The sequence below is a fragment of the Streptomyces sp. HNM0575 genome, assembly GCF_012726265.1.
In the GTDB taxonomy this organism is placed as follows: domain Bacteria; phylum Actinomycetota; class Actinomycetes; order Streptomycetales; family Streptomycetaceae; genus Streptomyces.
In genome coordinates, this window is record NZ_JAASAG010000007.1 from 419,432 (window position 1) to 443,037 (window position 23,606).

The following is a 23,606-nucleotide window of genomic DNA, read 5'->3' on the forward strand; positions in this document are numbered from 1 at the left end:
GGGCCGTCCGCACCCGGGCCGTCCGCACCCGGGCCGTCCGCACCCGGGCCGCCCGTACTCGGGCTGCCCGCACCCGGGCCGTCCGGAGCCGGAGCCCAAAGCCCAAAGCCCGGAGCCGGGCGAGAGCCGGACCCCGGGGCCCGGACCCCGAAGCCTCAGGGCCCGCTCACTGCCCCCCCCGGTACCGGTCAGAGGCCTTCGATCTGTGCGATCTTCCGGCCCGCCTTGAGGTACACCGTCCCGCCGACGCCCGCCTCGTCCAGCTTCTCCGGCACGACCTCGCCGAGCGGACGCAGCGCATCCGCCTCGGGCAGCACGATGCTGTGCTGCTCGCCGCCGTCGGCGGGCTCGACGACGAGCCGCAGCCCGTTCTGCTTGGCCATGCGACGGGCGGCCGAGGCGCTCGGGGTGAACTCCAGCACCTTCGTGAGGATCGCCGCGACGCCCTCGCCGCCGTGCTCCGCGGCGTCCACCGTCGGCAGCGTCTCCACGTCCGAGAAGGACTTCTTCGAGAACTGCGCCGTGAAGTGCGCACGGGCCGACTTGGCGGCCTCCGCGCCGTGCAGCGCCGAGACGACCTCGCCCGCCAGCACCTTCTTCAGGTCCATCGGGTGCAGCGTCCCGGCCTCGATACGGGCGACGACCCGGTCGGTCTCCGCGTCCGTCCACTCCGTCCAGGCGCGCAGGTACGGCACCATCAGCCGGTCCGGAATCGACATGATCTTGCCGTACACGTCGTCCGCACCGGCGGTCAGGCCGATGTAGTTCTCCTTCGACTTCGACATCTTCGCGCCCGAGCCGTCCGTGCCCTCGATCAGCGGCATGGTGGCGATCATCTGCGGGCGCTGCCCGTGCAGTTCCATCAGGCGGCGCCCCATCTGCATGTTCAACAGCTGGTCGACGCCGCCGAGTTCGATGTCGCAGTCCAGCTCGACGGAGTCGAGCGCCATCGCCACCGGGTAGATCAGCTCGGACATCGTCAGCCCGGAGCCCTGCGCGAGCCTGTTGCGGAAGTCCTCGCGCTGGAGCAGCGCGGAGGCGGGCACCTGCGCGAGCAGCGTGATCAGCTGCGCGAAGCCGATCTCGCCCAGCCAGTCGCTGTTGTTGCGGAAACTGACATTCTCGAAGTCGAAGAACGGCCTGACCTGGTCCTGGTAGCCGGACAGGTTCTTCGCGATGTCCTCGTCCGTCAGCGCGGGCCTTTCTGCCGTACGCCCCGAAGGGTCGCCGATCTTCGCCGTGAAGTCGCCGATGATCAGCGTGACATCGTGCCCCATGCGCTGGAAACGGCTGAGGATGATCATCGGCACCGTGTGGCCCAGATGAACGTCGGCTGCGGTCGGGTCGATGCCGAGCTTCACATGCAGGCCCTTGCCCTGCGCCTGCTTGGCCTCGATCGCCTCGGCGAGCTTCTCCTCCGACGGCAGCACCTCAACCGCGCGCGCACCGATCAGCGCGGCCTGCTCCTTCGCCGGGAGATCGCTCAGATCCAGATAGCGCCGCGACCCCGTCTCGGCGAGCAGCTGCTCGACGGTGGCGTCGGAGGAGAGGTCCTGGTCCAGCAGCAGGCTGGCGCGCTGTACGGAGTCGCCGAGGCGTGTCACGTTCTGTCCTGGGGATAGAAGCGGATCGGTTTCGCCGCAGAGTCTATTGGTGTGCGGGCGGTGACCGGCCACGGCCGCCGGTGCACCGCGGGCCACCGCCCCCTCCGCCGGCACCGGCGGATGTCCGCAGGCGTCTGTGGAGATCCCACAGCAGGCCGTACGGCCCCCTGTCGCAGCCCGATTCCCTGAATCGCCCCGCGCACATATAGCTTTCCTAGGGACAGACACCGGCCGCCTCCTCGTCACGCACGCGGCAGCGCGGGAGATCGCAGAAAGGGTGGTCCGACCTTGAGCCGCTCGGTACTCGTCACGGGAGGCAACCGCGGCATCGGCCTCGCCATCGCACGGGCCTTCGCCGAAGCGGGGGACGACGTCGCCGTCACCTACCGTACGGGCGAGCCCCCCAAGGAACTCGCGGACCTCGGCTGCCTCGCGGTCCGGTGCGACATCACCGACCCCGAACAGGTGGAGAGGGCCTACAAGGAGATCGAGGAGAAGCAGGGCCCGGTGGAGGTGCTCGTCGCCAACGCCGGTGTGACCCGCGACCAGTTGCTGCTGCGGATGTCCGAGGAGGACTTCGCCGCCGTCGTGGAGACCAACCTCACCGGCACCTTCCGCGTGGTCAAGCGCGCCACCAAGCGGATGCTGCGCGCGCGCAGCGGCCGCGTCGTGCTGATCTCCTCCGTCGTCGGGCTGCTCGGTTCGGCGGGACAGACCAACTACGCGGCCTCAAAGGCGGGTCTCATCGGGTTCGCGCGGTCGCTCGCCCGTGAACTGGGCTCCCGCAACATCACCTGCAACGTGATAGCGCCGGGCTTCGTCGAGACCGACATGACGAACGTGCTCACCGACGAGCAGCGCGCGAACATCGTCAAGCAGGTTCCGCTGGGCCGCTACGCCCGGCCGGAGGAGGTCGCCGCCTCCGTCCGCTTCCTCGCCTCCGAGGAGGCCGCGTACATCACCGGAGCCGTCATTCCTGTCGACGGCGGATTGGGCATGGGGCACTGAGATGAGCGGAATCCTCGCAGGCAAGCGCATCCTCGTCACGGGCGTGCTGACGGAGGGGTCGATCGCCTTCCACGCGGCGAAGATCGCGCAGGAGGAGGGCGCGGAGGTCGTGCTCACCGGCTTCGGCCGGCTGACCCTGGTGCAGCGCATCGCCAAGCGCCTCCCCAAGGAGGCGCCCGTGATCGAGCTGGACGTCACGAACCAGGAGCACCTGGACTCCCTCGCGGAGAAGATCGGCGAGCACCTGGGGGAGGGCGCCGGGCTCGACGGGATCGTGCACTCCATCGCCTTCGGGCCGCAGGGCGCGTTCAACTTCCTGGAGGCGAGCTGGGAGGACGTCGGCACGGCCGTACAGGTCTCCGCGTACTCGCTGAAGTCCCTGACCACGGCCTGCCTTCCGCTGATGACACGGGGCGGTTCGGTCGTCGGGCTCACCTTCGACGCGCAGATCGCGTGGCCCAAGTACGACTGGATGGGCGTCGCCAAGGCCGCACTTGAGTCCACCAACCGCTATCTGGCCCGCGATCTGGGCGGGCGCAACGTGCGCTGCAACCTCGTCTCGGCCGGCCCCATCAAGTCCATGGCTGCCAAGTCCATCCCGGGCTTCGAGGAGTTGGCGGACGTGTGGAACCACCGGGCCCCGATCGGCTGGGACCTGACCGACCCGGATCCGGCGGGACGCGGCGTCGTGGGACTGCTCTCCGACTTCTTCCCGAAGACGACCGGGGAGATCGTGCACGTCGACGGCGGCGTGCACATGATGGGCGCCTGACGCGCCCCTGACGTCTCCGAGGCTCCTGACACGGCGGGCGTGCGGCCTCCGGCGTGCGCCGTACGCGGCCCGGACCACCGCCGGCGGACTACGAACTCTCCGCGGACAGCGGGGACTTCGCCTTCCCCGAATTCCCCGGGTCCGAGCCGCAGCGCCACTCCTGGGTGTGGGAGGCGGCCTCACGGGCCGCCTCCTCCGCGTCCCCGGCATGGATGGCGCCGATCAGCCCCGCGTGGTCCATGTGCGCCTCGGGACGCAGCTCCTCGCCGATGTCGAGCCGCAGGAAGTCGCGCATCACCTCGCCGAGATCCGCGTACACGGCCGTCAGCACGTCATTGTGCGAGGCGGCGAGCACGCCCAGGTGGAGTGAGGCGTCGGCCTCGACGAAGCGCTCCGCGTCCCCCGACTTCCAGGCCGCCTCGCGCCGTTCGAGCAGCGTGTCCAGCTGCGCAAGATCCTGCCGGGTGCGGCGCAGCGCCGCCAGCCGCGCCCCGGAGGTCTCCAACGCCTCGCGCATCTCGGCGACATGGTGCGGATCGGCGTCGGCGAAACGCCGTTGCATGACCCCCGCCAGCTCGCTGGTCGCCACGACGTACGTGCCCGAGCCCTGCCTGATGTCCAGCAGACCGTTGTGCGCGAGCGCCCGTACGGCCTCGCGGACGGTGTTGCGCGCGACCCCCAGCTCCTCCACCAACTCGGGCTCCGTGGGGATGCGCGTGCCCACCGGCCACTCACCCGAGGTGATCTGCGTACGCAGCGCCGCGATCACCTGGTCGGCGAGGGCGGAGCGCTGCGGCGAGGACAGGGTCATCTGCAACTCCCAGTGGCGGTCCGGCGGTTGGGGCCGGTGGCCGGCCGGTCGGGTCCGCTTGATCTGGCGGGTCCGGCGGGTCCGGCGGGTCCGGCCGACGTGGCCGATGCGGCCGGTGCGGCAGAGCCATTAGATCCGGCGGACCGATCGGATCCGGGGGCGCCGGCCCGTGTTGAGGCGTTTGTCACGACGGGTTCTCCGGTACCGGGACACCGGTAGGGGTTATTCATCCCATGATTCTATGATGGGGTCCATGGTGATGACGGACGACGGTCTGAAGCGCAACGAACTCGACGCGAAGGCCGGGGCATCAGGGACCTGCGGGGCGCCCGGCACCGCACCGGTCTCCGGCGTCTCCGGCCCCTCGCCCGCCGCCCGCGCCCCGCGCTGGGCGGTGCGCGTGGTCGCCGTGGGGCTCGTACTGGCCGCGCTGAATCTCCGTCCCGCCATCGCGGCACTCGGCCCGCTGCTGAAGGAAGTGCGCAGCGACCTCGGCATGAGCGGCACGGTCGCGGGCCTGCTGACCTCCGTCCCGGCCCTGTGCTTCGCAGTGTTCGGAAGCCTGGCGCCCCGGCTCGCGCGGCGCCGCGGTCCCGTTCCTGTCGTGCTCGCGGGCATGATCACGATCACCGCGGGGCTCGCGCTGCGGCCGCTCGCCGGCGGCACGGCGGCCTTCGTCGCCGCGAGCGCCCTCGCGCTCGCCGGAATCGCGGTGAGCAACGTGCTGATGCCGGTCGTCGTCAAGCGCTGGTTCCCCACCCGGGTCGGTTCGATGACGGGCCTGTACTCGATGGGCCTGGCGCTCGGCACGTCCTGCGCGGCGGCCGTCACAGTGCCCATGACCGGGGCGCTGGGCGGCAGTTGGCGTGCCGGGCTCGGCGCGTGGGCGCTGCTCGGGGTGCTGGCGCTGCTGCCGTGGGCGGTGGTGCTCAGGGATCCGTACAGCCGCCGCGCGGAGCACGATCCGGGGCTCGCGGAGCACGATCCGGGGCTCGCGGAAGAGAACACGGGAGGTACGGCACGGGACACGGGGCCGGAGAGCCCCGCGGACGCCGCCCCTTCGACTACGGCCGCCCCCGGAACCTCGGCCGCCCCCGGAACCTCCGGCACCCCCGGAACCTCCGGCGGCTCCGGGACAGCGACAACAACGCCACGGCCGGACCGGCGGTCCTCCGCGCCCGACGGCACGCGGATCCGCATCGGCACCTCGCCCACCGCCTGGGCGCTGGGCGCCTTCTTCGGGCTCCAGGCGTCCGCCGCGTACATCATCATGGGCTGGCTTCCGCAGATCTTCCGCGACGCCGGGGTCTCCGCCTCGTCCGCCGGACTGATGCTCGCCGTAACGATGGGCATGGGCGTGCCGCTGGCCTTCGTCGTCCCGAGGCTGGCGGCCCGGATGCGGCACCAGGGCCCTCTCGTCGTGGCCCTCGGGGTGAGCGGGCTGACCGGCTATGCGGGGCTGTGGCTCGCCCCCGCGGCGGGAGCCTGGGTGTGGGCGCTGCTGCTGGGGATCGCCAACTGCGCCTTCCCCGTGGCCCTTACGATGATCGGCCTCCGCTCGCGCAGCAGCGCGGGCGTGGTCAAGCTCTCCGCCTTCGCACAGAGCACGGGCTACCTGCTCTCCATCCCCGGGCCGCTGCTCGTGGGCGCGCTGCACGACGCAGCGGGCGGATGGGACGTACCGCTGCTGCTGATGACGGCGCTGCTGGTCGCACAGACCGTGACGGGCGTGCTGGCGGGGCGGGACCGGGTGATCGAGGACGACCGCCGGGTGCGAGACTGACCGCATGCCAGTGCTTGAACCGGATCCGCAGAACGGGCAGAAGAAGCTCCTCGGGATCCTCGCCGTGATCTTCGGGATCTTGATCCTCGTGGGGGTCGTCGCGACGCTCGTCGCGCCCTGAGCCGAGCGTGCCGTCCGGGCTGCCCCTGTCGTCCGGGGGCGCCTGGCCGTCCGAGCTGCTCGTGCTGCCGGGCCCGGGCCGAGCGTGCCGGCCGGGCCTCGTTCCCGTATCCGCCAGACCTCGTTCCCGTAGTCGCCCGCGATGCCTCAGGACGCTCAAGAGGCCCTGCGGGCAAGGGTGGTGCTGGCCCCACCACCCCTAGGGGGGCTGAGTCAGGGGTAAGTGGGTGGATCACCGGATGGGGCGCACGCCTCCGCGTCCGTAGCGTCGTATCGACGCCGACGAACCACGGACCAGGGAGACGAGCCCATGACCACGACCCGGGCCCGCAGCCACCGCCCCGCCTCCCCGCCTCCGGCCGCGCGCCGGGGGCCTCCGCCCGCGGCTGGCCGCGCGCGCCTGCCGTGGTGGGCCGCGGCTCTGCCGGTGCTGGCCTTCGCCATGCTGCTGATGCTGCTGGTCGGCGGGCCGCAGGCGAACGCCGCGCAGCAGCGGGCCGAAGGGTCCGGGGGAGCGGTGGTCCTCGCCGTGCTGGAACGCGCGGCCCACATGCTGCTGGGCTGACCGCGGGCCCGGCCCCGTGGCTCCCGCCCGTGGCCCCGCCCCCTCCCCGTACCGTCTTCTGTGCACCGTCAACACCCTCCGCCCAGCACCGCTTTTCGTGCGAAGCTGGAGAACATGAGCGTCGATGTGCCCCGCAGTATCGTCCTAGTCCGGCACGCCAAGGCCGACTGGCCTGATGTGGCAGACCATGAGCGCCCCCTCGCGGACCGCGGCCGCAAGGACGCGCCGGCTGTCGGCGAGTGGCTCGCCACGCACGGCATCGCCCCCGGACTGACCCTCTGCTCGACCGCCGTCCGCACCCGTGAGACCTGGAGACTGGCCGCCCACCACCTGCCGCAGCGTCCCAAGACCGTCTACGAGGACCGTCTCTACGAAGCCTCGCCCGGCGAGATCATCACCGTGCTCAACGGAGTCTCCGACGACGTGCACGACCTGCTCGTCATCGGGCACAACCCGGGAATCCAGGGAGTCGCGGAGGCCCTGACCGGCGACGCCGAGGGCGACTCGCTGGAGCGCATGACTCGCAACGGCTTTCCCACCTCGACGGTCGCGGTGCTGCGCTTCGACGGCTCGTGGAAGTCCGTCGAGCCGGGAGTCGCGACCCTCACCAGCTACTGGGAGCCGCACGAGCCTCCGGAGTGATCTCACGGGCCGTGCGGGCCCTCCGCAGGCGGATACGTACGCGGCAGCGGATACGTACGCGAGTCATGACGCGAACCGTTCGCGAGTCCCCAAGTGAATCGGCACCTACGCGAATCGGCGGGCGGTCCGCAGACCGAGCCATACGCGATACGCGATACGCGATCAGCACGTGCACCCGTTGTGCGAACCACCGTGGTCCCGGCCGGAGTTCCGGCCGGGACCGGCGCATGTACGAACGGGTCAGCCCTCGGCGGGGCCGCCTCCACGCCCCTCGAATCCGGCGTCTTTCGCGTTCTCCGCGTCCTTCGCGTCGTCCTCGTCGCCGGTGCAGTCCGCCGCCTCGACCTCCTCGCGCGTCACACCGAGCAGATACAGCACGGTGTCGAGGAAGGGCACGTTGACCGCGGTGTGCGCGGCCTCCCGTACCACCGGCTTGGCGTTGAACGCGACGCCGAGACCTGCCGCGTTGAGCATTCCCAGGTCGTTCGCGCCGTCGCCGATGGCGACCGTCTGCACCAGCGGCACGCCCGCCTCGGACGCGAATCGGCGCAGCAGCCGCGCCTTGCCCGCCCGGTCGACGATGTCGCCGGTGACGCGGCCCGTGAGCTTTCCGTCCACCACCTCGAGGGTGTTGGCGGCGGCGAAGTCGAGACCCAGCTCCTCCTGGAGCGCGTCGGTGACCTGCGTGAACCCCCCGGAGACGATGCCCACTTGGTATCCGAGCCGCTTGAGCGTACGTACGAGAGTGCGCGCGCCCGGTGTGAGCCGTACGTCCTTGCGCACCTTGTCCACGACCGAGACGTCCAGCCCTTTCAGCAACGCCACGCGCGCGTGCAGCGACTGCTCGAAGTCCAGCTCCCCGCCCATCGCGCGCGCGGTGACCTCGGCGACCTCGTCCTCACATCCGGCGTGGGAGGCGAAGAGCTCGATCACCTCGTCCTGGATGAGCGTGGAGTCGACGTCCATCACGACCAGCCGCTGCGCCCTGCGCTGAAGGCCGGAGGCGACCACCGCGATGTCCACGCCGTGCCTGGCGGCCTCCAGCGCGAGCGCCGTGCGCAGCGTGGGCGTCTCGGCGCCGGAGACGTCGAACTCCACTGCGGTGACCGGGTACTTGGCGAGACGGAAGATGCGGTCGATGTTGCCGCCCGTGGAGGTGATGCTGGCGGCGATCGTGGCCGTCGAGCCGGCCGTGAGCGGCTGTCCGAGCACCGTCACATGGGACCGGCCGGTGCCGCGCGGCTGGTTGTCGCCCATGCCGGAGATGATCTCGGCTTCGAGCCCCATCGACTCGGCCCAGCCGTGGACGGTCGCCCGCAGCTCGCCCTCGCTCGCGGTGGCGTGCGCGGCGGCCTCACCGGTGCCGGCCGTCCCCGTGCCCGGGGCGGTGACCAGGGCGCACAGCGTGATGCGGCCACGGGTCACGAGCTGTTCGATGTCGACGACCTCGACGGAGAAGGAGGCCAGGGTCTCGAAGAGTCCGGCCGTGATGCCGGGCCGGTCCCTCCCGAAGATCTTCACCAGGAGTGTGGGGGTGTCGGCGTACGAGGACGGAGTGGCCGGCGATGTGGTCATGGTGTGTCCAACGGTATCGCTGCGGGGTGTGCACGACCCTCCCGGGGCTCCCGGCAGCGGGGAAGCGCTCCGCAAGGCCTACCGGCCCGGAGGGGCAGCCGCACTCGCCGTCCCCTTGCATTCCCGGCCCGTCGCGGTGGCCGTCCTGTCACAGCTGACGAGGGGTTGTGACATGGGGCGACTTCCTGTCGGCGGGCGGGGCCTGAAATAGTTCCCCCGATGTTCGCCATCCCTAGGCTCCCCGCGCAGGGAGTCACTCGGGGGACAACTTTATGGGGCATGGAGTGCCGGAACTCGTACTGGAATTGAACGGAAAGACCTGGACTCTCGAACCGTCGAGACCGTACCGCGTGGGACGCGATCCCCAGGGGGACGTGGTGATCGACGACGCCAGGGTCTCGTGGCGTCACGCCACCATCCGGTGGGGCGGTCACGGCTGGGTCATCGAGGACCAGGGCAGCACGAACGGCTCGTACGTACGAGGGCAGCGCATCCAGCAGATGGAGCTGCGCCCGGGCATGAGCGTGCACTTGGGCAACGCGCAGGACGGTCCGAGGCTGGACCTGTCGGGGAGCGGAGCGGCAGCGGCGGCGCCCGGCGGTGCCGTCCACAGCGCGCAGGCCGCCACCGGACCGGAGCCCCGGCAGCAGGGGGCCGGAGGTCCCGGGGCGGCGCAGGCGGGAGCGACCCAGGCGCCGCCGCAACAGCGACCGCCGCAGCAGCCGCAGGCGCCTCAACAGCAGGGCTGGCAGCAGTCGCAGCAGCACCCGGGCTGGCAGCAACAGCAGCCGGGACAGCAGGCGCCGCCTCCGCAACAGCACCGACGAACCGGCGTCCCGCCGCAGCAAGGCCATCAGGGCGGGCAGCCCGTGCATCCCCACCCCCGCCCCGAGCAGGGAATATCCCAGCAGGGAGGGACAGCCCAGCAGGGCGGCGGCGACCGCAGCCCCACCACCTTCCACCAGCTCGCCCTGGGCCGGGTGATGCACATCGGCCGCGCCCTGGAGAACGAGCTCGTCGTCTCCGACCTCCAGGTCTCCCGCCACCACGCCGAGTTCCGCGCCTCTCCCGACGGCCGCTTCGAGATCCACGACCTGGGCTCGCACAACGGCACGTACGTCAACGGCCAGCCCCTCCCCAAGTCCGGCTCCACGGTGATCACTCCGCAGGACACGGTCGGCGTCGGGCACTCGACGTTCCGGCTGGTCGGCGACCGGCTGGAGGAGTTCGTCGACACCGGCGAGGTCAGCTTCTCGGCCCGCCATCTGACGGTGAAGGTCGACAACGGGAAGGTGATCCTCGACAACGTCACCTTCGGCGTACCGGAGAAGTCGCTGATCGGCGTGATCGGCCCGTCCGGCTCCGGCAAGTCGACGCTGCTGCGCGCGCTCACCGGCTACCGCCCCGCCGACGTCGGCGAGGTCCTCTACGACAACCGGAACCTCTACCAGCACTTCGCCGAACTGCGGCAGCGCATCGGCCTCGTCCCGCAGGACGACATCCTCCACAAGGAGCTGCGCGTCCGTACGGCACTGCGCTACGCCGCCCGGCTGCGCTTCCCCGGCGACGTCGCCGAGACCGAGCGCAACGCCCGCGTCGAGGAGGTGCTCGCCGAACTCAAGCTGGACGTGCACGCCGACAAGAAGGTCACCTCGCTCTCCGGCGGCCAGCGCAAGCGCGTCTCCGTCGCCCTGGAGCTGCTGACCAAGCCGTCACTGATCTTCCTGGACGAGCCCACCTCGGGCCTCGACCCGGGCATGGACCGCGACGTCATGCAGCTCCTGCGCGGCCTCGCCGACGACGGCCGCACGGTCCTCGTCGTCACCCACTCCGTGGCCGAACTCGGCCTGTGCGACAAGCTGTTGGTGATGGCCCCCGGCGGCGGCGTCTCCTACTTCGGACCGCCCCAGGAGGCGCTGAACTTCTTCGGCTACAGCTCCTGGGCGGACGTCTTCTCGGCCTTCGAGAACTACCGCGACTACGACTGGATGGGCCGCTGGCACGGCTCGCAGCACTACCAGATGTACGCGGCCGACCTCGACTCCACCGCCCCGCAGCAGGCCCAGCAGGTGCACGCGCCGCCCGCCCGTACGCAGAAGCCGCAGAGCTGGGGCTCCCAGTTCTGGACGCTGGTGCGCCGCTACACCTCCGTCATCGCCTCCGACAAGGGCTTCCTCGCGCTGACCGTGCTCCTTCCGCTCGTACTCGGCGGAGTCAGCACCCTGATCCCCAGCGACTACGGCCTGGGCTACGGACCGCTGACCAACGGCCGCACCAACCGAGACGCCAGCACCATCATGCTCATCCTCGCGGTCGGCATGTGCTTCTCCGGAGCCGCCAACTCCGTGCGGGAGCTGATCAAGGAGCGGGTCATCTACGAGCGCGAACGGGCCACCGGCCTGTCCCGCTCGGCGTATCTGATGTCCAAGGTGCTCGTGCTCGGCCTCGTCACCGCCGTGCAGGGCGTGATCATCTCCGCCATCGGCTTCGCCCCGCGCGAGATGCCCAGCGAGGGCGTGCTCGCCGAGAACCTCCCCGCCGTCGAGATGACCGTGGCCGTGATCACGCTCGGCTTCACCTCGATGATGTTCGGCCTGATCATCTCGTCGCTCGTGAAGACGGCCGAGAAGACGATGCCGCTGCTGGTGATGTTCGCCATCGTCCAAGTGGTCTTCACCGGCGTCCTCTTCCAGCTCTTCGACACCCCGGGCGTGGGCCAGCTGTCCTGGCTGATGCCCTCCCGCTGGGCGGTCGCCGCGATGGGCGCCACGGCCGACATGAACACGCTGCTGCCGTGGGAGAAGGGCAACCCGGACCCGCTGTGGGAGCACACCGCCGGCACCTATGTGCTGGACATGATCGTCCTGCTGGGCCTCGGCGTCGCTCTGGTCTTCGTGGTGGCACGGCTGCTGCGCCGTCACGAGCCGGAGGTCATGCGCAAGTAGCGGCGACGGCACGGCAGTTCACGACGCACGGAGGCGGCGGCACCCCCTCGGGGATGCCGCCGCCTCGTTCTGCCGTTCTGCCGTTCTGCTGTGCGTTCTTCTCCCGTGTTGCCCTTCTTCTTCCGCGTTGCCCTTACGACGCCGGACCGGGACCCGCCCGACCGGAACCGCCGGGCACCCGGCTCAGTACCAGTTGTTGGACTGCCAGAAGGACCACGCGCCGCAGGGGCTGCCGTAACGGTCCTTCATGTAGTTCAGCCCCCACTTGACCTGCGTGGCCGCGTTGTTGCGCCAGTCCGGCCCGGCCGAGGACATCTTCGAGCCGGGCAGCGCCTGCACCAGTCCGTACGCTCCGCTGGGGTTCTGCGCGTGGATGTTCCAGCCGCTCTCGCGCTCGACGATCTGGGAGAAGCACTGGAACTGCGTCTCGCTGCCGATGATCTGCCGTGCGACCTGCTTCGGTGAACCCGAGGGCGACGCCTTGGTCCGTTCCGCCGAGCGGCTGGCTGCCAGCCTGCGCTCACGGTCCCGTTCGGCCTTCTTGGCTGCCTGCTGCCGTGCCTCCGCCCTCGCTTCGGCCTTCTTGCGGGCCTCGGCCTTGGCGTGGGCGCGTGCGCGGTCGTCGGCGGCGGAAGTCTGAGCGTCGATGCTCACCTTCTGCGCCGCCGGGCCGTCCGCGGCGGTCTGGAGCGCGACGGGCTTGGCAGCCATCTCCGATCCGGCAGTCACGCTCCCGCTGCTCTTCTGACCTGGTACGACGGTGAACGCGAATGCGGTGACACCGACGGCTGCGGCACCGGTCGCCGCAGAGATCTTGTGCAGACGGGACAGCCTGCCGTGGCGTTCGGGATTGGGAACGCTCATGGGAGGAAACCTCTTCCAGTTCGCGGACCGCAGCGACGGTGGCCGCTACGGCGGCAGACATTCTCAGCTGCCGTTAAGTCACCGGGCAAAAACCACCATTACTAACCTTGGTAGTGGAATCGGAGCAGAGCGGAGGCCTTGACGTGCCAGCGCTGCACGTCCGGTCAGTGGACAATGACTACTAAGCGGGTTCGTAAGTGATCTGGGTCCTATGCGGCGACTCACACCACACACCCGATTACATTTACGCAGTGTGTAGAAGCTATAAACGCAGAGTCACGCAGCTGGTCTCAGGTCCTAGGTCTCCGGACCCCCGCCGCGGCCCGGCCCGTGCCCGATCCGCCGTGCACCTCCCGCGAGTACGGTGACGGCATGCTCCGCAGCTCAGGGCTCACGGCCGTCAGCGCCGCGATCCTCTCGATGAACAGACAGCTCGAAGTGCGCGACGTGCTCCAGACGATCGTCACTTCGGCCCGCGAGCTGCTGGACGCCGAGTACGCGGCCCTCGGCGTGCCCGACGACCACGGGGGCTTCGCGCAGTTCGTGGTGGACGGCGTGACGGACGAGCAGTGGAGGTCCATCGGACCGCTGCCGCGGCAGCACGGAATCCTCGCCGCGATGCTCCAGGAGGGCACACCGCAGCGGCTCGCCGACGTACGCACGGACCCCCGCTTCGAGGGCTGGCCGAAGGCGCACCCCGAACTCGCCGACTTCCTCGGCATGCCCGTCGCCGACGGCGAAGAGGTGCTCGCCGCGCTCTTCCTCGCCAACAAGCAGTGCACGCCGGGACGTCAGGTCGCAGACGCAGACGCAGACGCAGACGCGGACGCAGACGTCGGCTCGGACACCGGCACCGACGCCGGCTCGCAGTCCCCGGTCACCGGGGAGCACGAGCGCGTCTGCGCCTTCACCGAGGACGACGAGCAGCTGCTGCGCCTGCTCGCGCAGCACGCGGCCATCGCCCTCACCAACGCCCGCCTCTACGAACGCAGCCGTGAGCTGACCATCGCCGGCGAGCGCGCCCGCATCGGCCACGACCTGCACGACGCCGTGGCCCAGAAGCTCTTCTCTCTGCGGCTCACCGCACAGGCCGCCGCCGCGCTCGTCGACCGCGACCCCGCCCGCGCCAAGGGCGAACTCCACGAGATCGGCCGTCTCGCCGCCGACGCCTCCGAGGAACTGCGCGCCGCCGTCGTCGAGTTGCGCCCCGCCGCCCTCGACGAGGACGGGCTCGTGGCCACCCTTCGTACCCAGACGCAGGTCCTCGACCGCGCCCACTCCGCGAGGGTCACCTTCGACGGTGAGGGCGCCCCGCGGGCTCTTCCGGCCGCCCAGGAGGAGGCGCTGCTGCGCGTCGCGCAGGAGGCCCTGCACAACGCGCTGCGCCACGCGGCGGCCTCGCACGTCGGAGTCACACTCGCCTACGCCGGCACGGGGGCGCGCCTGCGCGTCACCGACGACGGAAGCGGCTTCGACCCCCGGGCCGTACGGAAGGCGGGCAGGCATCTGGGCCTGGTCTCCATGCGGGACAGGGCGGCCGGCGTAGGCGGCACGCTCACCGTCGAATCCGCGCCCGGGAAGGGAGCGGTCGTCGCACTGGAGGTGCCGGGTGGCTGACCCGATCCGCGTACTGATCGTCGACGACCACCAGGTCGTACGGCGCGGACTGCGCACCTTCCTCGAGATCCAGGACGACATCGAGGTGGTCGGCGAGGCCGCCGACGGAGAGGAAGGGGTCGCGCGCGCCGGGGAGTTGGGCCCCGACGTGGTCCTGATGGACGTGAAGATGCCCGGTATGGACGGCATCGAGGCGCTGCGGGAGCTGCGGCGCCTTGAGAACCCGGCACGGATCCTCGTCGTCACCAGCTTCACCGAGCAGCGCACGGTCGTACCCGCGCTGCGCGCAGGCGCGGCCGGATACGTCTACAAGGACGTCGACCCCGACGCCCTCGCCGGAGCCATCCGTTCCATACACGCGGGCCATGTGCTCCTCCAGCCCGAGGTGGCGGGCACGCTGCTCGCGGACGACGCCGGAGGCGGCACGGGCAGCGGCCGGGGCTCCGTGCTCACCGAGCGCGAGCGGGAGGTGCTGGAGCTGATCGCCGACGGCCGCTCCAACCGGGAGATCGCCCGGACCCTGGTGCTCTCGGAGAAGACGGTCAAGACGCACGTGTCGAACATCCTGATGAAGCTCGACCTCGCCGACCGCACCCAGGCCGCGCTGTGGGCCGTACGGCACGGGCTCACCGACTGACGGCCCGGCGGCCGGACCCGGTGACCGGGCGGACGGCCCCCGTGCCCCGGCGGGGCGGCCCCGGTGCCCCGGCGCGAAGGGCGTCCGGCCCTCCTCACGACCGCTTGCGCTCCAGCTCCTCCGCATAGGCGTTGTACGCCGCGACCTGCGCCCGCCTCGCCGTCCGCTCCACCGGACGCAGCGCCTCCGCGCGGGCGGCGATCTGCGAAGCGCTCACCGCGCCGCCGTGCTCACGGCCGCCGGTGCCGGCCACGCCGCCGCCGGCACCGCCGGGACGGCCGTCGCCCTCCTCCCCGTACGCGATCGCCACGAGCGCCCGCACCCGCTGCGCCAGTTCCAGCACCCGCACCGCACGCGACGGATATCCCGGCGCCAGCAGCTGCCTCCCCGCCTCCATGCGCGCCCGGTACGCCGCCAGCGCCGCGTCCGCCACCGGGCCCGAGCCCGCCACGTCCAGCTCCGTCAGCACCTCGGTGGCGTCCCGCATGGCCTCGGCCAGTTCGCGTTCGGCCTCACCGAGCGAGGGCACGTCGGCGGGCGGCGCCTCACGTACGGGCAGGCAGTGCCAGGTGACCTCCGCGTGCACGTCGCCCTCCGGGCCCACCTCGTACGCCTCCGGCACCAGCCCGAGGGCGGCGCCCGTCGCGATCACGGCCTCACCGGCCTCCAGAGCACGGGAGTTGAACTCCGGCGGCCCGCTCAGCCCCAGCGGATGGCCCGGCACGGGGAGCGCCACCCGAAACCCCAGCGTGCCCAGCGACCGCAGCCGGCCCAGCGCCAGGGTCAGCCCGACGGGCTCCGGCTCCGTCTCCGCGTACGCACCGGAGTCCGCGTACGCACCGGAGGCAGCGGGAAGCCCCACCACGCGATGCACCGCGTCCTCGCCGGTGATCCGCTGTGCGCTCTCGTCGGGCGAGACGAGCGCGGCGAGCAAGGCGTTTCCCCAAGCGGCCAGGCGTCCCGAACGTGGTTCATCGAGCATGTCCCCAGCCTAGGGAACGCGCCCTCGAACGCGTGGCGTAGGTTTGGCTGGGGACTCTGCTCACAAGGCACGGGTAACGGCGACTGCATTTGGGAGACAACGCGCTCATGAGCGAAGTACTGGAGCTGGTGGACGTATCGGTGGTCCGCGACGGCCATGCTCTGCTGGACGATGTCTCCTGGTCGGTCAAGGAAGGCGAGAGGTGGGTCATCCTCGGGCCCAACGGCGCCGGCAAGACGACTCTGCTCAACCTCGCCTCCAGTTACCTCTTCCCCAGCAAGGGCACGGCCACCGTCCTCGGCGACAGGCTCGGCGCCGTCGACGTATTCGAGCTCCGCCCGCGCATCGGCATGGCGGGCATCGCCATGTCGGAGAAGCTTCCCCGCTCCCAGAGCGTCCTGCGCACGGTGCTGACCGCCGCGTACGGCATGACGGTGCACTGGCAGGAGCAGTACGAGGAGGTGGACGAGGAGCGCGCACGCGCCTTTCTCGACCGGCTCGGCATGACCGAGTACCTGGACCGCAAGTTCGGCACCCTCTCCGAGGGCGAGCGCAAGCGCACCCTCATCGCCCGCGCCATGATGACCGACCCCGAACTGCTGCTGCTGGACGAGCCCGCGGCCGGACTCGACCTCGGCGGCCGCGAGGACCTGGTGCGCAGACTGGGCCGCCTCGCGCGCGACCCGTACGCACCCTCGATGCTGATGGTCACCCACCACGTCGAGGAGATCGCGCCCGGCTTCACGCACGTACTGATGATCCGTCAGGGACAGGTGCTGGCAGCCGGCCCGATCGAGACCGAGCTGACCTCGCGCAATCTCTCGCGCTGCTTCGGGCTGCCGCTGGTGGTGGAGAGCCGGGGAGAGCGCTGGACCGCTCAGGGTCTGCCCCTGAGCTGATCGCGCGCCTACCATGTCCATGTGGATGCATGGATCTGGTGGCTGATAGCCGCCGTGGGGCTGGGAATTCCACTCGTCCTCACCGCGATGCCCGAATTCGGGATGCTCGCCATGGGCGGTGTCGCCGGTGCCGTGACGGCCGGGCTGGGCGGCGGAATGGTGCCGCAGGTCCTCGTCTTCGCCGTGGTCTCCTCGGCGCTCATCGCCGTCGTGCAGCCGATCGCCCGCCGCTCCCGCAGGCAGCACCCGAAGCTCAGCAGCGGAGTCGACGCGCTCACCGGGCGCCAGGCGACGGTGCTGGAGCGGGTCGACGGTCAGGGGGGAAGGATCAAGCTCGCCGGCGAGGTCTGGTCGGCGCGCGCCCTGGACACCGGCGAAGCCTATGAGCCGGGCGCACAGGTGGACGTGGTCGAGATCGACGGGGCCACAGCGGTCGTGATGAGATGACGGACAGCAGTAACCTCAACAACCGCGAGTACACGGCGACTTGCGGTGGGACGATTGTTGTCGGTCCCGACGACCTCATATCAGTGACATACATGCAGGGGGGCGCATGGACGCCATCATCATTGTCCTGATCATCCTGGTGGTGCTGGTCTTCATCGCACTCATCAAGACGATCCAGGTCATTCCGCAGGCGAGCGCCGCCATCGTCGAGCGTTTCGGCCGCTACACCCGCACTCTCAACGCGGGTCTGAACATCGTGGTCCCCTTCATCGACACGGTCCGCAACAGGGTCGACCTTCGCGAGCAGGTCGTGCCCTTCCCGCCGCAGCCCGTCATCACCCAGGACAACCTGGTCGTCAACATCGACACGGTCATCTATTACCAGGTGACCGACGCCCGCGCCGCCACGTACGAGGTCGCCAGCTACATCCAGGCCATCGAGCAGCTCACGGTCACCACGCTGCGCAACATCATCGGCGGCATGGACCTGGAGCGGACGCTCACCTCCCGCGAGGAGATCAACGCCGCACTGCGCGGCGTCCTCGACGAGGCCACCGGCAAGTGGGGCATCCGCGTCAACCGCGTCGAGCTGAAGGCGATCGAGCCGCCGACGTCCATCCAGGACTCGATGGAGAAGCAGATGCGCGCCGACCGCGACAAGCGCGCGGCGATCCTCCAGGCGGAAGGTGTACGGCAGTCGCAGATCCTCACCGCGGAGGGCGAGAAGCAGTCGTCGATCCTGCGAGCGGAAGGTGAGGCCCGCTCGGCCGCGCTGCGCGCCGAAGGTGAGGCGCAGGCCATCCGTACGGTCTTCGAGTCGATCCACGCCGGCGACCCGGACCAGAAGCTGCTCTCGTACCAGTACCTCCAGATGCTGCCGAAGATCGCAGAGGGCGACGCCAACAAGCTCTGGATCGTCCCCAGCGAGATCGGCGACGCGCTCAAGGGACTGGGCGGCGCGCTCGACGGCTTCAAGCCCGGCGGCGGGAACGGCGGCAGCGCGAGCGGGAGTTCCGGCGGCCAGGCGGGGAGCATGGTGAAGCCGCCGCGGGAGAGCCCGAAGCTCGACTGAGTCCGAAGCTCGACTGAGCCCGGGGCGGGAGCAGGGGACGAGGCGGGGCCGAGCCGGGGCCGGAACTGGCGCCGGGGGCGGAAGCGGAGGCCCCGCTTCGAGAACCCCCGTCCGCCCCGCACGCCCCATGAGCCAACCCCGCATGCGCACGGCGCAAGCCTCTCCGGCATGATCAGTGTGTACGGCACTGATCTCGAAGGGGCTTGCGCGTGACCATCTGGGAGGCGGTGGCGGTCTGTGCCGCAGGCGTCGGCGCGGGCGCGATCAACACCGTCGTGGGCTCCGGCACCCTGCTGACGTTCCCGGTGCTGCTCGCCGTCGGTCTCCCGCCCGTGACCGCCAACGTGTCGAACGCCCTCGGCCTCGTCCCCGGATCGGTCAGCGGCGCCATCGGCTACAGACGCGAACTGCGGGGCCAGCGGCGGCGGGTGCTGGTGCTGAGCGCCGTGGCGTTCGTCGGCGGGCTGGTCGGAGCCGTGCTGCTGGTGGCGCTGCCGTCCAGCGCGTTCAAGATGATCGTTCCGGTGCTCATCGGCGTCGCGCTGCTGCTCGTGGCCGTCCAGCCGTGGCTCGCCCGTGCCGCGGGACGCAGCAGGGAGAAGCGCGGCAAGTCGGCCCGTGAGAACGGCGGAGTCATGCTCTCCGGCGGGATGCTGTGCGCCAGCGCTTACGGCGGCTACTTCGGCGCGGCCCAGGGCATCATCTACCTCGCCCTGATGGGACTCTTCCTCGACGAGACGCTTCAGCGGACCAACGCCGTGAAGAACGTGCTCGGCGCCCTCGTGAACGGCACCGCCGCCGTCTTCTTCCTCTTCGTCGCCGACTTCGACTGGACGGCCGTACTGCTCATCGCCGGAGGCAGCGCGGTCGGCGGCCAGTTCGGCGCCGTCGTGGGACGCAGACTTCCGCCGACCGCGCTGCGCGTGATCGTCGTCGCGGTCGGCACGGCGGCGATCATCCAGCAACTGCTGCGCTGAGGAAGGGCGTTCAGGGCTTTCCGCTCGCCCTCGTCCCCTCCTCTCCGTACGGTCACGCCGTCGCGGGAAGCCGCGGCGCGGATACGGACGCACCGGGCACGGCGAGCCAATCCGGCAGCCTCTCCCCGTCCTTGAGGCCCAAGGCGAGCAGCAGCGCGTCCGCGGGCGTCGGTTCGAACGGCTTCACCGAGAGCGCCATACCGGCCTGCGCCGGCGTGCGGTCCGCCTTGCGGTGGTTGTCCGCCGCGCAGGCCGCGACGGTGTTGAGCCAGGTGTCCCCGCCGCCCTGCGAACGCGGCACCACATGGTCCACCGTGGTCGCCCGGCGCCCGCAGTACGCGCACCGCTGCCGGTCCCGTACGAGGACACCGCGCCGCGACCACGGCGCCCGTTGTCGGAACGGGACCCGTACGTACCGGCAGAGTCTGATCACCCGCGGCACGGGAAGGTCGATGTCGGCAGCCCGGATGCGGAGCCCGGGATGTGCGTGCTCGACCACGGCCTTGTCCTGCATGACCAGCACCACGGCCCGACGCAGCGAGACGGTCGACAGCGGCTCGAAGCTGGCATTGAGGATCAGCGTCTCGCGCATCCCCCCACCTCCCGTTTCCTTCCGCCCCTGCGGCGGTGGCTCCACTCTGCCGTCGCGATGATCGCCGGACAACGCAATTTCCGCCCCGGGTACGGAGGCCGAAGCCGAGGCGGCGCAGGCTTGACGTGAAGGGAAAGGAGAACGAGAGCCGTACCGCGGAATGCAGAAAGCCGGTACGGAATATGAGCCCCGAAGGAGAGGCGAAAGTGAGCCCGCCTGGAAAGCAGCCCCGCCGGGACGAAGGGCAGTCGGCGCGGTCGCCGGCCCCCGGCCAGGCTCCGGCGGACGGCCGGCGCAGACACAAGCGCCCCGCCGTCCCCGCACTGCGGTGCCGACTGCCCGCCACCGCTGTGCGATCCGGGGACGACGGGGCGCAAAGGAATTTCAGCCCGGCGCCCCGGGCCCTTACTGCCGGCTCAGCCCCCGGTCTCCTCGTGGACGCCGATCAGCTGGCCCCTGCCGATCGCCTTGAACCGCAGATTGAAACCGACGAAGGCCGGAGAGGCGTCGCCGTCCGGACCGAGCTTCTCGTCCTGGACCGCGTAGACCGTGAAGACATAGCGGTGCGGACCGTCGCCGGGCGGCGGCGCGGCCCCGCCGAAGTCCCGCGTGCTGAAGTCGTTGCGTACGTGTACGGCACCTTCGGGAAGCCCCTTCATCCCACCGGTCCCGGCACCCGCCGGAAGCTCCGTCACCGATACGGGGATGTCGAAGACGAACCAGTGCCAGAAGCCGCTGCCCGTCGGAGCGTCGGGGTCGAAGCACGACACGGCGAAGCTCCGGGTGTCCGCGGGGAAGCCCTCCCAGCGCAGATGAGGAGAGGTGTTCCCCTCCGAGTACAGCTGGTCCGGGCGCAGCCGGCCGCCCTCCGAGACGTCGTCGCTCACCACCTGGAAAGAGGGGACGGGCGGGTGGAAGTCGTGCGGGAGCGGCCGTTGCGTCTGCTCGGTCACGTCGGTACCTCCTGATGGCGCGAATCGCTGCACCGGCCAGCCTAACGAGCCGTTGACGCGCTCTTTGTCACCATGGGAGCCACGACGAGACCTCAATGCGGTGGTGCGACGATGACCAGTCCCGTGGACCTGCCCGAACTGCCTGAACTGCCCGACGGCGGTCTGCCTGGCCTCTTCGACGGCAGTGTGCCCCCCGGGGTCTACCGCTGCGAATCCGTCGGCCCCGACGTACTGATGCAGGCGGACGCCGCGAACTGGACGGGCGCGGTCATCGACCTCAGCGACGTCACCGACAAGGCCGAGTTCATGAACCGCTGCGCCACAGGTCTCGAACTGCCCGGCTGGTTCGGCCGCAACTGGGACGCGCTCGCCGACTCCCTCACCGACCTGTCCTGGTGGGGGGAGACCGAGGGATACCTGCTGATGACCGCCGGCTGGCCCGGGTTCGAGCAGGCCGACCCCAAGTCCGCCGCCACCGCCGTGAACGTGTTCACGGCGGCGGTCGGCTACTGGTCCGTGCGGGACGCACCGCTCTCCGTGCTGCTCGGCTGACCCGGGCGCACAGCCTGTCGGCGCGGTACCGCCCCCGAAGGGCCCCTCCGTCAGAGCCAGTTGCGGCGCCCCCCGACCTCCGTGAGCCACTGGTTGATGAACGCCGTCCAGTCCGTCTGGTGGAAGTCGGTCAGATCCACCTGGAACGCACGGTACGAGTCACTGCCGCTCGTGAAGATCCCCGGCGTCTTGTCCATCTCCATCACGACGTCCATCTGCTGCCCGTCGGCCACGAACGACAGCTCGACCTGGGACAGCCCCCGGTACTGCTGGGGCGCCGTGAACTCGATCTCCTGATAGAAGGGCAACTGCTGCCGCGTACCGCGGATCCGCCCCTTCTCCATGTCGGCCGAGCGGAAGCGGAAGCCGAGCGTCCCGAAGGAGTCCAGGATCGCCTGCTGCGCGGGGAGCGCGTGGACGTTGACGGGGTCGATGTCCGTGGAGTCGACGGCCTGCGCGATGGCCAGCTCCGTCGACACCCCGATGCTCATACCGGTCAGCTGCTGCCCCATGAACATCGTGATCGGCGTCTCCCACGGCACCCCCAACTGGAAGGGCACGGTGTGCCTGGCCCCCTCCTTGAGCTCCAGCGCCCCTCCGAGCTGCTGCCGTCCGAACTCGATGTTCTGCTTCAGCTCACCGTCGTTGGTCTCCACCTCGACCTTCGCCATGAGACCGACGGAGAGTCCCTGGATCTGCTGGTCGACCGAGCCCGCCTCGATGTGCACTTCGCCCTGTACGACACCGCCGGGCACCACGTTCGGCTCGTGGAGCACGGTGTCCACGGACGCACTCCCGACCCCCAGGCTCGCGAACAGCTTCTTGAAACCCATCTCTCAAGTCCCTCCCAGGCACTTCCGTGCGCCCTCTTCTGAACACTCGTGATCTCGACGTCCCTCGACGTACTCCGCTACGAGGTACGCCCGGCGACGGCCGGCGGTTCCGGCCACAGAGCAGGATGATCGGATCACCCACCGGAAGCCCAGACCTCCGGAGCAGCTACCCTCGGTCGGCATGATCACCGGCGGAGACCGTACGCGAAGGAACGACGACAGCCACACACCGCTGCACCGTTCGTTCTTCGACCGCCCCGTCCTGGAGGTCGCCCCCGAACTCCTCGGCCGCTATCTCGTACGCACCGCACCCGACGGACGCATCGTGCTGCGCATCACGGAGGTGGAGGCCTACGCGGGCGAGGCCGACCCGGGCTCGCACGCGTACAAGGGACGCACGCAGCGCAACGCCTCGATGTTCGGCCCGCCCGGTCATGCCTACGTCTACTTCATCTACGGCATGTGGTTCAGCCTCAACCTCGTCTGCGGCCCCGAGGGTCACGCGAGCGGTGTGCTGCTGCGCGCCGGCGAGATCCTCACGGGCGAGGAACATGCACGCAAGCGCCGCCCCAAGGCACGCAAGGACACGGAACTGGCCAAGGGGCCCGCCCGGCTGGCGACGGCCCTCGACGTGGACCGGACCCTGAACGGCACAGACGTCTGTGCGCCGGAGGAGCACGCTCCGCTCCGGATCCTGACTGGTGAGGACTTGGACCCCGAACGACTCCGAAGCGGCCCACGCACCGGGGTAGGAGGCGCGGGAGCAGTCCACCCCTGGCGCTACTGGCTCGACCAGGACCCCACGGTGAGCCCTTACCGGCCACATCAGCCCAGGCGGCGCCAGAAGTAACTTGACTCTGAAGGTCCAACGACCTAACGTTGACCGAGTCGCTGAAACGGAGAGGCGGTAGGCACGGCCCCGAAGCCGCGCAGACGCCGCCCCGGAAGTGACAAAACACTACCTACGATTTCCCTGACGGGATCGGCTTTTGGTGCGCCATAAAGTCTGCCCCGCGGACCCTGATTAGGAGTCGGCGAGGGAATCCGTTAAAGTAGTGACACCGAGAGGGAAGCGCCCGGAGCGGCCTGTTATGGGTTGTGATGGAAGCGTCCGTTCTTTGAGAACTCAACAGCGTGCCAAAAGTCAACGCCAGATATGTTGATACCCCGTGCCCTGGGGCTTGGTCCTTGGGGTGGGGATTTCTTTGATGACAGCGAGGATGTTGTGCATGGCCGGGATTATTCCTCCTGGTTGTGCCGCTCTTTGTGGTCTGTCTTTTTGAGGCATTCACGGAGAGTTTGATCCTGGCTCAGGACGAACGCTGGCGGCGTGCTTAACACATGCAAGTCGAACGA

The 23,606-nt window shown here is 70.2% G+C and carries 23 protein-coding genes and 1 rRNA gene; 16 read left to right on the plus strand and 8 right to left on the minus strand.

What is annotated here, in order from left to right; all coding sequences use genetic code 11:
* Nucleotides 1-188 precede the first annotated feature (188 nt).
* Nucleotides 189-1,604 (minus strand): tyrosine--tRNA ligase, encoded by a 1,416-nt coding sequence (gene tyrS / locus HCC61_RS19280; RefSeq protein ID WP_169136903.1) that lies wholly within the window; start codon nt 1,602-1,604, stop codon nt 189-191.
* Between the two features lie 288 nt (nt 1,605-1,892).
* Between tyrS and fabG the strand changes: the two genes are divergently transcribed.
* Together fabG and fabI are read left to right on the plus strand one after the other, a co-directional pair.
* Nucleotides 1,893-2,612: a 3-oxoacyl-[acyl-carrier-protein] reductase gene (gene fabG / locus HCC61_RS19285; protein ID WP_169136905.1), complete on the plus strand. Its 720-nt coding sequence runs from the start codon at nt 1,893-1,895 to the stop codon at nt 2,610-2,612.
* A gap of 1 nt (nt 2,613) precedes the next feature.
* Nucleotides 2,614-3,384 carry an enoyl-ACP reductase FabI gene (fabI, locus tag HCC61_RS19290; RefSeq protein ID WP_169136907.1) on the plus strand — a complete coding sequence of 257 codons (771 nt, stop codon included), beginning with the start codon at nt 2,614-2,616 and terminating at the stop codon, nt 3,382-3,384.
* Nucleotides 3,385-3,472: 88 nt separating this feature from the next.
* On the opposite strand, the gene HCC61_RS19295 is transcribed toward fabI, so the two are convergent.
* Nucleotides 3,473-4,195, minus strand: coding sequence for a FadR/GntR family transcriptional regulator (locus tag HCC61_RS19295; protein ID WP_169136909.1), 723 nt, complete (start codon nt 4,193-4,195; stop codon nt 3,473-3,475).
* A 259-nt stretch (nt 4,196-4,454) separates the two neighbouring features.
* Here HCC61_RS19295 and HCC61_RS19300 point away from each other — a divergent pair, with 259 nt between their 5' ends.
* The 4 genes from HCC61_RS19300 (at nt 4,455) to HCC61_RS19310 (ending at nt 7,305) form a co-directional block, all read left to right on the plus strand.
* The gene (locus HCC61_RS19300) at nt 4,455-5,978 is read left to right on the plus strand and encodes an MFS transporter (RefSeq protein ID WP_169137048.1); all 1,524 of its coding nucleotides are present in this window, start codon (nt 4,455-4,457) and stop codon (nt 5,976-5,978) included.
* Nucleotides 5,979-5,982: 4 nt separating this feature from the next.
* Nucleotides 5,983-6,099 (plus strand): SGM_5486 family transporter-associated protein, encoded by a 117-nt coding sequence (locus tag HCC61_RS31260; RefSeq protein WP_277349071.1) that lies wholly within the window; start codon nt 5,983-5,985, stop codon nt 6,097-6,099.
* Nucleotides 6,100-6,408: 309 nt separating this feature from the next.
* On the plus strand, nt 6,409-6,663 hold the full coding sequence (locus HCC61_RS19305) for a hypothetical protein (RefSeq protein ID WP_169136911.1): 255 nt from the start codon (nt 6,409-6,411) through the stop codon (nt 6,661-6,663).
* 114 nt (nt 6,664-6,777) lie between these two features.
* On the plus strand, nt 6,778-7,305 hold the full coding sequence (locus tag HCC61_RS19310) for a histidine phosphatase family protein (RefSeq protein ID WP_169136913.1): 528 nt from the start codon (nt 6,778-6,780) through the stop codon (nt 7,303-7,305).
* 240 nt (nt 7,306-7,545) lie between these two features.
* Here the strand turns inward: HCC61_RS19310 and serB are convergent, their stop codons facing one another.
* A complete protein-coding gene (gene serB / locus HCC61_RS19315; RefSeq protein ID WP_169136915.1) occupies nt 7,546-8,880 on the minus strand; it encodes a phosphoserine phosphatase SerB in 1,335 nt (444 codons plus the stop codon).
* 272 nt (nt 8,881-9,152) lie between these two features.
* Here serB and HCC61_RS19320 point away from each other — a divergent pair, with 272 nt between their 5' ends.
* Nucleotides 9,153-11,825: an FHA domain-containing protein gene (locus tag HCC61_RS19320; protein WP_169136917.1), complete on the plus strand. Its 2,673-nt coding sequence runs from the start codon at nt 9,153-9,155 to the stop codon at nt 11,823-11,825.
* A 183-nt stretch (nt 11,826-12,008) separates the two neighbouring features.
* On the opposite strand, the gene HCC61_RS19325 is transcribed toward HCC61_RS19320, so the two are convergent.
* Nucleotides 12,009-12,689: a transglycosylase SLT domain-containing protein gene (locus HCC61_RS19325; protein ID WP_169136919.1), complete on the minus strand. Its 681-nt coding sequence runs from the start codon at nt 12,687-12,689 to the stop codon at nt 12,009-12,011.
* Between the two features lie 372 nt (nt 12,690-13,061).
* Here HCC61_RS19325 and HCC61_RS19330 point away from each other — a divergent pair, with 372 nt between their 5' ends.
* Together HCC61_RS19330 and HCC61_RS19335 are read left to right on the plus strand one after the other, a co-directional pair.
* Entirely contained in the window at nt 13,062-14,306 is a 1,245-nt protein-coding gene (locus HCC61_RS19330) for a GAF domain-containing sensor histidine kinase (RefSeq protein WP_169136921.1), read from the plus strand.
* On the plus strand, nt 14,299-14,943 hold the full coding sequence (locus HCC61_RS19335) for a response regulator transcription factor (RefSeq protein ID WP_169136923.1): 645 nt from the start codon (nt 14,299-14,301) through the stop codon (nt 14,941-14,943). The genes HCC61_RS19330 and HCC61_RS19335 overlap by 8 nt, the downstream gene beginning before the upstream one ends.
* 94 nt (nt 14,944-15,037) lie before the next feature.
* Here HCC61_RS19335 and HCC61_RS19340 read toward each other — a convergent pair whose 3' ends face one another.
* The gene (locus HCC61_RS19340) at nt 15,038-15,925 is read right to left on the minus strand and encodes a hypothetical protein (RefSeq protein WP_169136925.1); all 888 of its coding nucleotides are present in this window, start codon (nt 15,923-15,925) and stop codon (nt 15,038-15,040) included.
* Between the two features lie 107 nt (nt 15,926-16,032).
* Here HCC61_RS19340 and HCC61_RS19345 point away from each other — a divergent pair, with 107 nt between their 5' ends.
* The 4 genes from HCC61_RS19345 (at nt 16,033) to HCC61_RS19360 (ending at nt 19,320) form a co-directional block, all read left to right on the plus strand.
* Nucleotides 16,033-16,824, plus strand: a complete 792-nt coding sequence (locus tag HCC61_RS19345; protein ID WP_169136927.1) for an ABC transporter ATP-binding protein — start codon at nt 16,033-16,035, stop codon at nt 16,822-16,824.
* Nucleotides 16,825-16,845: 21 nt separating this feature from the next.
* Nucleotides 16,846-17,271 (plus strand): NfeD family protein, encoded by a 426-nt coding sequence (locus tag HCC61_RS19350; protein WP_169136929.1) that lies wholly within the window; start codon nt 16,846-16,848, stop codon nt 17,269-17,271.
* A gap of 106 nt (nt 17,272-17,377) precedes the next feature.
* Nucleotides 17,378-18,343 carry an SPFH domain-containing protein gene (locus HCC61_RS19355; protein WP_169136932.1) on the plus strand — a complete coding sequence of 322 codons (966 nt, stop codon included), beginning with the start codon at nt 17,378-17,380 and terminating at the stop codon, nt 18,341-18,343.
* Between the two features lie 203 nt (nt 18,344-18,546).
* A complete protein-coding gene (locus tag HCC61_RS19360; protein ID WP_206322668.1) occupies nt 18,547-19,320 on the plus strand; it encodes a sulfite exporter TauE/SafE family protein in 774 nt (257 codons plus the stop codon).
* A 52-nt stretch (nt 19,321-19,372) separates the two neighbouring features.
* Here the strand turns inward: HCC61_RS19360 and HCC61_RS19365 are convergent, their stop codons facing one another.
* Nucleotides 19,373-19,912, minus strand: a complete 540-nt coding sequence (locus HCC61_RS19365; RefSeq protein ID WP_169136935.1) for an HNH endonuclease — start codon at nt 19,910-19,912, stop codon at nt 19,373-19,375.
* Nucleotides 19,913-20,328: 416 nt separating this feature from the next.
* Entirely contained in the window at nt 20,329-20,865 is a 537-nt protein-coding gene (locus tag HCC61_RS19370; RefSeq protein WP_169136937.1) for a YbhB/YbcL family Raf kinase inhibitor-like protein, read from the minus strand.
* A 111-nt stretch (nt 20,866-20,976) separates the two neighbouring features.
* On the opposite strand from HCC61_RS19370, the gene HCC61_RS19375 reads away from it, so the two are divergent.
* Entirely contained in the window at nt 20,977-21,417 is a 441-nt protein-coding gene (locus tag HCC61_RS19375; RefSeq protein WP_169136939.1) for a barstar family protein, read from the plus strand.
* Between the two features lie 50 nt (nt 21,418-21,467).
* On the opposite strand, the gene HCC61_RS19380 is transcribed toward HCC61_RS19375, so the two are convergent.
* Complete coding sequence (locus tag HCC61_RS19380; protein ID WP_169136941.1) at nt 21,468-22,250, minus strand: sporulation protein; 783 nt, start codon at nt 22,248-22,250, stop codon at nt 21,468-21,470.
* 181 nt (nt 22,251-22,431) lie between these two features.
* Between HCC61_RS19380 and HCC61_RS19385 the strand changes: the two genes are divergently transcribed.
* Together HCC61_RS19385 and HCC61_RS19390 are read left to right on the plus strand one after the other, a co-directional pair.
* On the plus strand, nt 22,432-23,100 hold the full coding sequence (locus HCC61_RS19385; protein ID WP_169136942.1) for a DNA-3-methyladenine glycosylase: 669 nt from the start codon (nt 22,432-22,434) through the stop codon (nt 23,098-23,100).
* 437 nt (nt 23,101-23,537) lie between these two features.
* Nucleotides 23,538-23,606: ribosomal RNA gene (locus HCC61_RS19390) — 16S ribosomal RNA — on the plus strand; the annotation flags it as partial.

Excerpts from the sequence above, each read along its gene's own strand:
- fabI (WP_169136907.1), top strand. The coding sequence starts at position 2,614 with ATGAGCGGAATCCTCGCAGGCAAGCGCATCCTCGTCACGGGCGTGCTG.
- HCC61_RS19295 (WP_169136909.1), bottom strand. The coding sequence starts at position 4,195 with ATGACCCTGTCCTCGCCGCAGCGCTCCGCCCTCGCCGACCAGGTGATC.
- HCC61_RS19300 (WP_169137048.1), top strand. The coding sequence starts at position 4,455 with ATGACGGACGACGGTCTGAAGCGCAACGAACTCGACGCGAAGGCCGGG.
- HCC61_RS31260 (WP_277349071.1), top strand. The coding sequence starts at position 5,983 with ATGCCAGTGCTTGAACCGGATCCGCAGAACGGGCAGAAGAAGCTCCTC.
- HCC61_RS19305 (WP_169136911.1), top strand. The coding sequence starts at position 6,409 with ATGACCACGACCCGGGCCCGCAGCCACCGCCCCGCCTCCCCGCCTCCG.
- HCC61_RS19310 (WP_169136913.1), top strand. The coding sequence starts at position 6,778 with ATGAGCGTCGATGTGCCCCGCAGTATCGTCCTAGTCCGGCACGCCAAG.
- serB (WP_169136915.1), bottom strand. The coding sequence starts at position 8,880 with ATGACCACATCGCCGGCCACTCCGTCCTCGTACGCCGACACCCCCACA.
- HCC61_RS19320 (WP_169136917.1), top strand. The coding sequence starts at position 9,153 with ATGGGGCATGGAGTGCCGGAACTCGTACTGGAATTGAACGGAAAGACC.
- HCC61_RS19325 (WP_169136919.1), bottom strand. The coding sequence starts at position 12,689 with ATGAGCGTTCCCAATCCCGAACGCCACGGCAGGCTGTCCCGTCTGCAC.
- HCC61_RS19330 (WP_169136921.1), top strand. The coding sequence starts at position 13,062 with ATGCTCCGCAGCTCAGGGCTCACGGCCGTCAGCGCCGCGATCCTCTCG.
- HCC61_RS19340 (WP_169136925.1), bottom strand. The coding sequence starts at position 15,925 with ATGCTCGATGAACCACGTTCGGGACGCCTGGCCGCTTGGGGAAACGCC.
- HCC61_RS19345 (WP_169136927.1), top strand. The coding sequence starts at position 16,033 with ATGAGCGAAGTACTGGAGCTGGTGGACGTATCGGTGGTCCGCGACGGC.
- HCC61_RS19355 (WP_169136932.1), top strand. The coding sequence starts at position 17,378 with ATGGACGCCATCATCATTGTCCTGATCATCCTGGTGGTGCTGGTCTTC.
- HCC61_RS19365 (WP_169136935.1), bottom strand. The coding sequence starts at position 19,912 with ATGCGCGAGACGCTGATCCTCAATGCCAGCTTCGAGCCGCTGTCGACC.
- HCC61_RS19375 (WP_169136939.1), top strand. The coding sequence starts at position 20,977 with ATGACCAGTCCCGTGGACCTGCCCGAACTGCCTGAACTGCCCGACGGC.
- HCC61_RS19380 (WP_169136941.1), bottom strand. The coding sequence starts at position 22,250 with ATGGGTTTCAAGAAGCTGTTCGCGAGCCTGGGGGTCGGGAGTGCGTCC.
- HCC61_RS19385 (WP_169136942.1), top strand. The coding sequence starts at position 22,432 with ATGATCACCGGCGGAGACCGTACGCGAAGGAACGACGACAGCCACACA.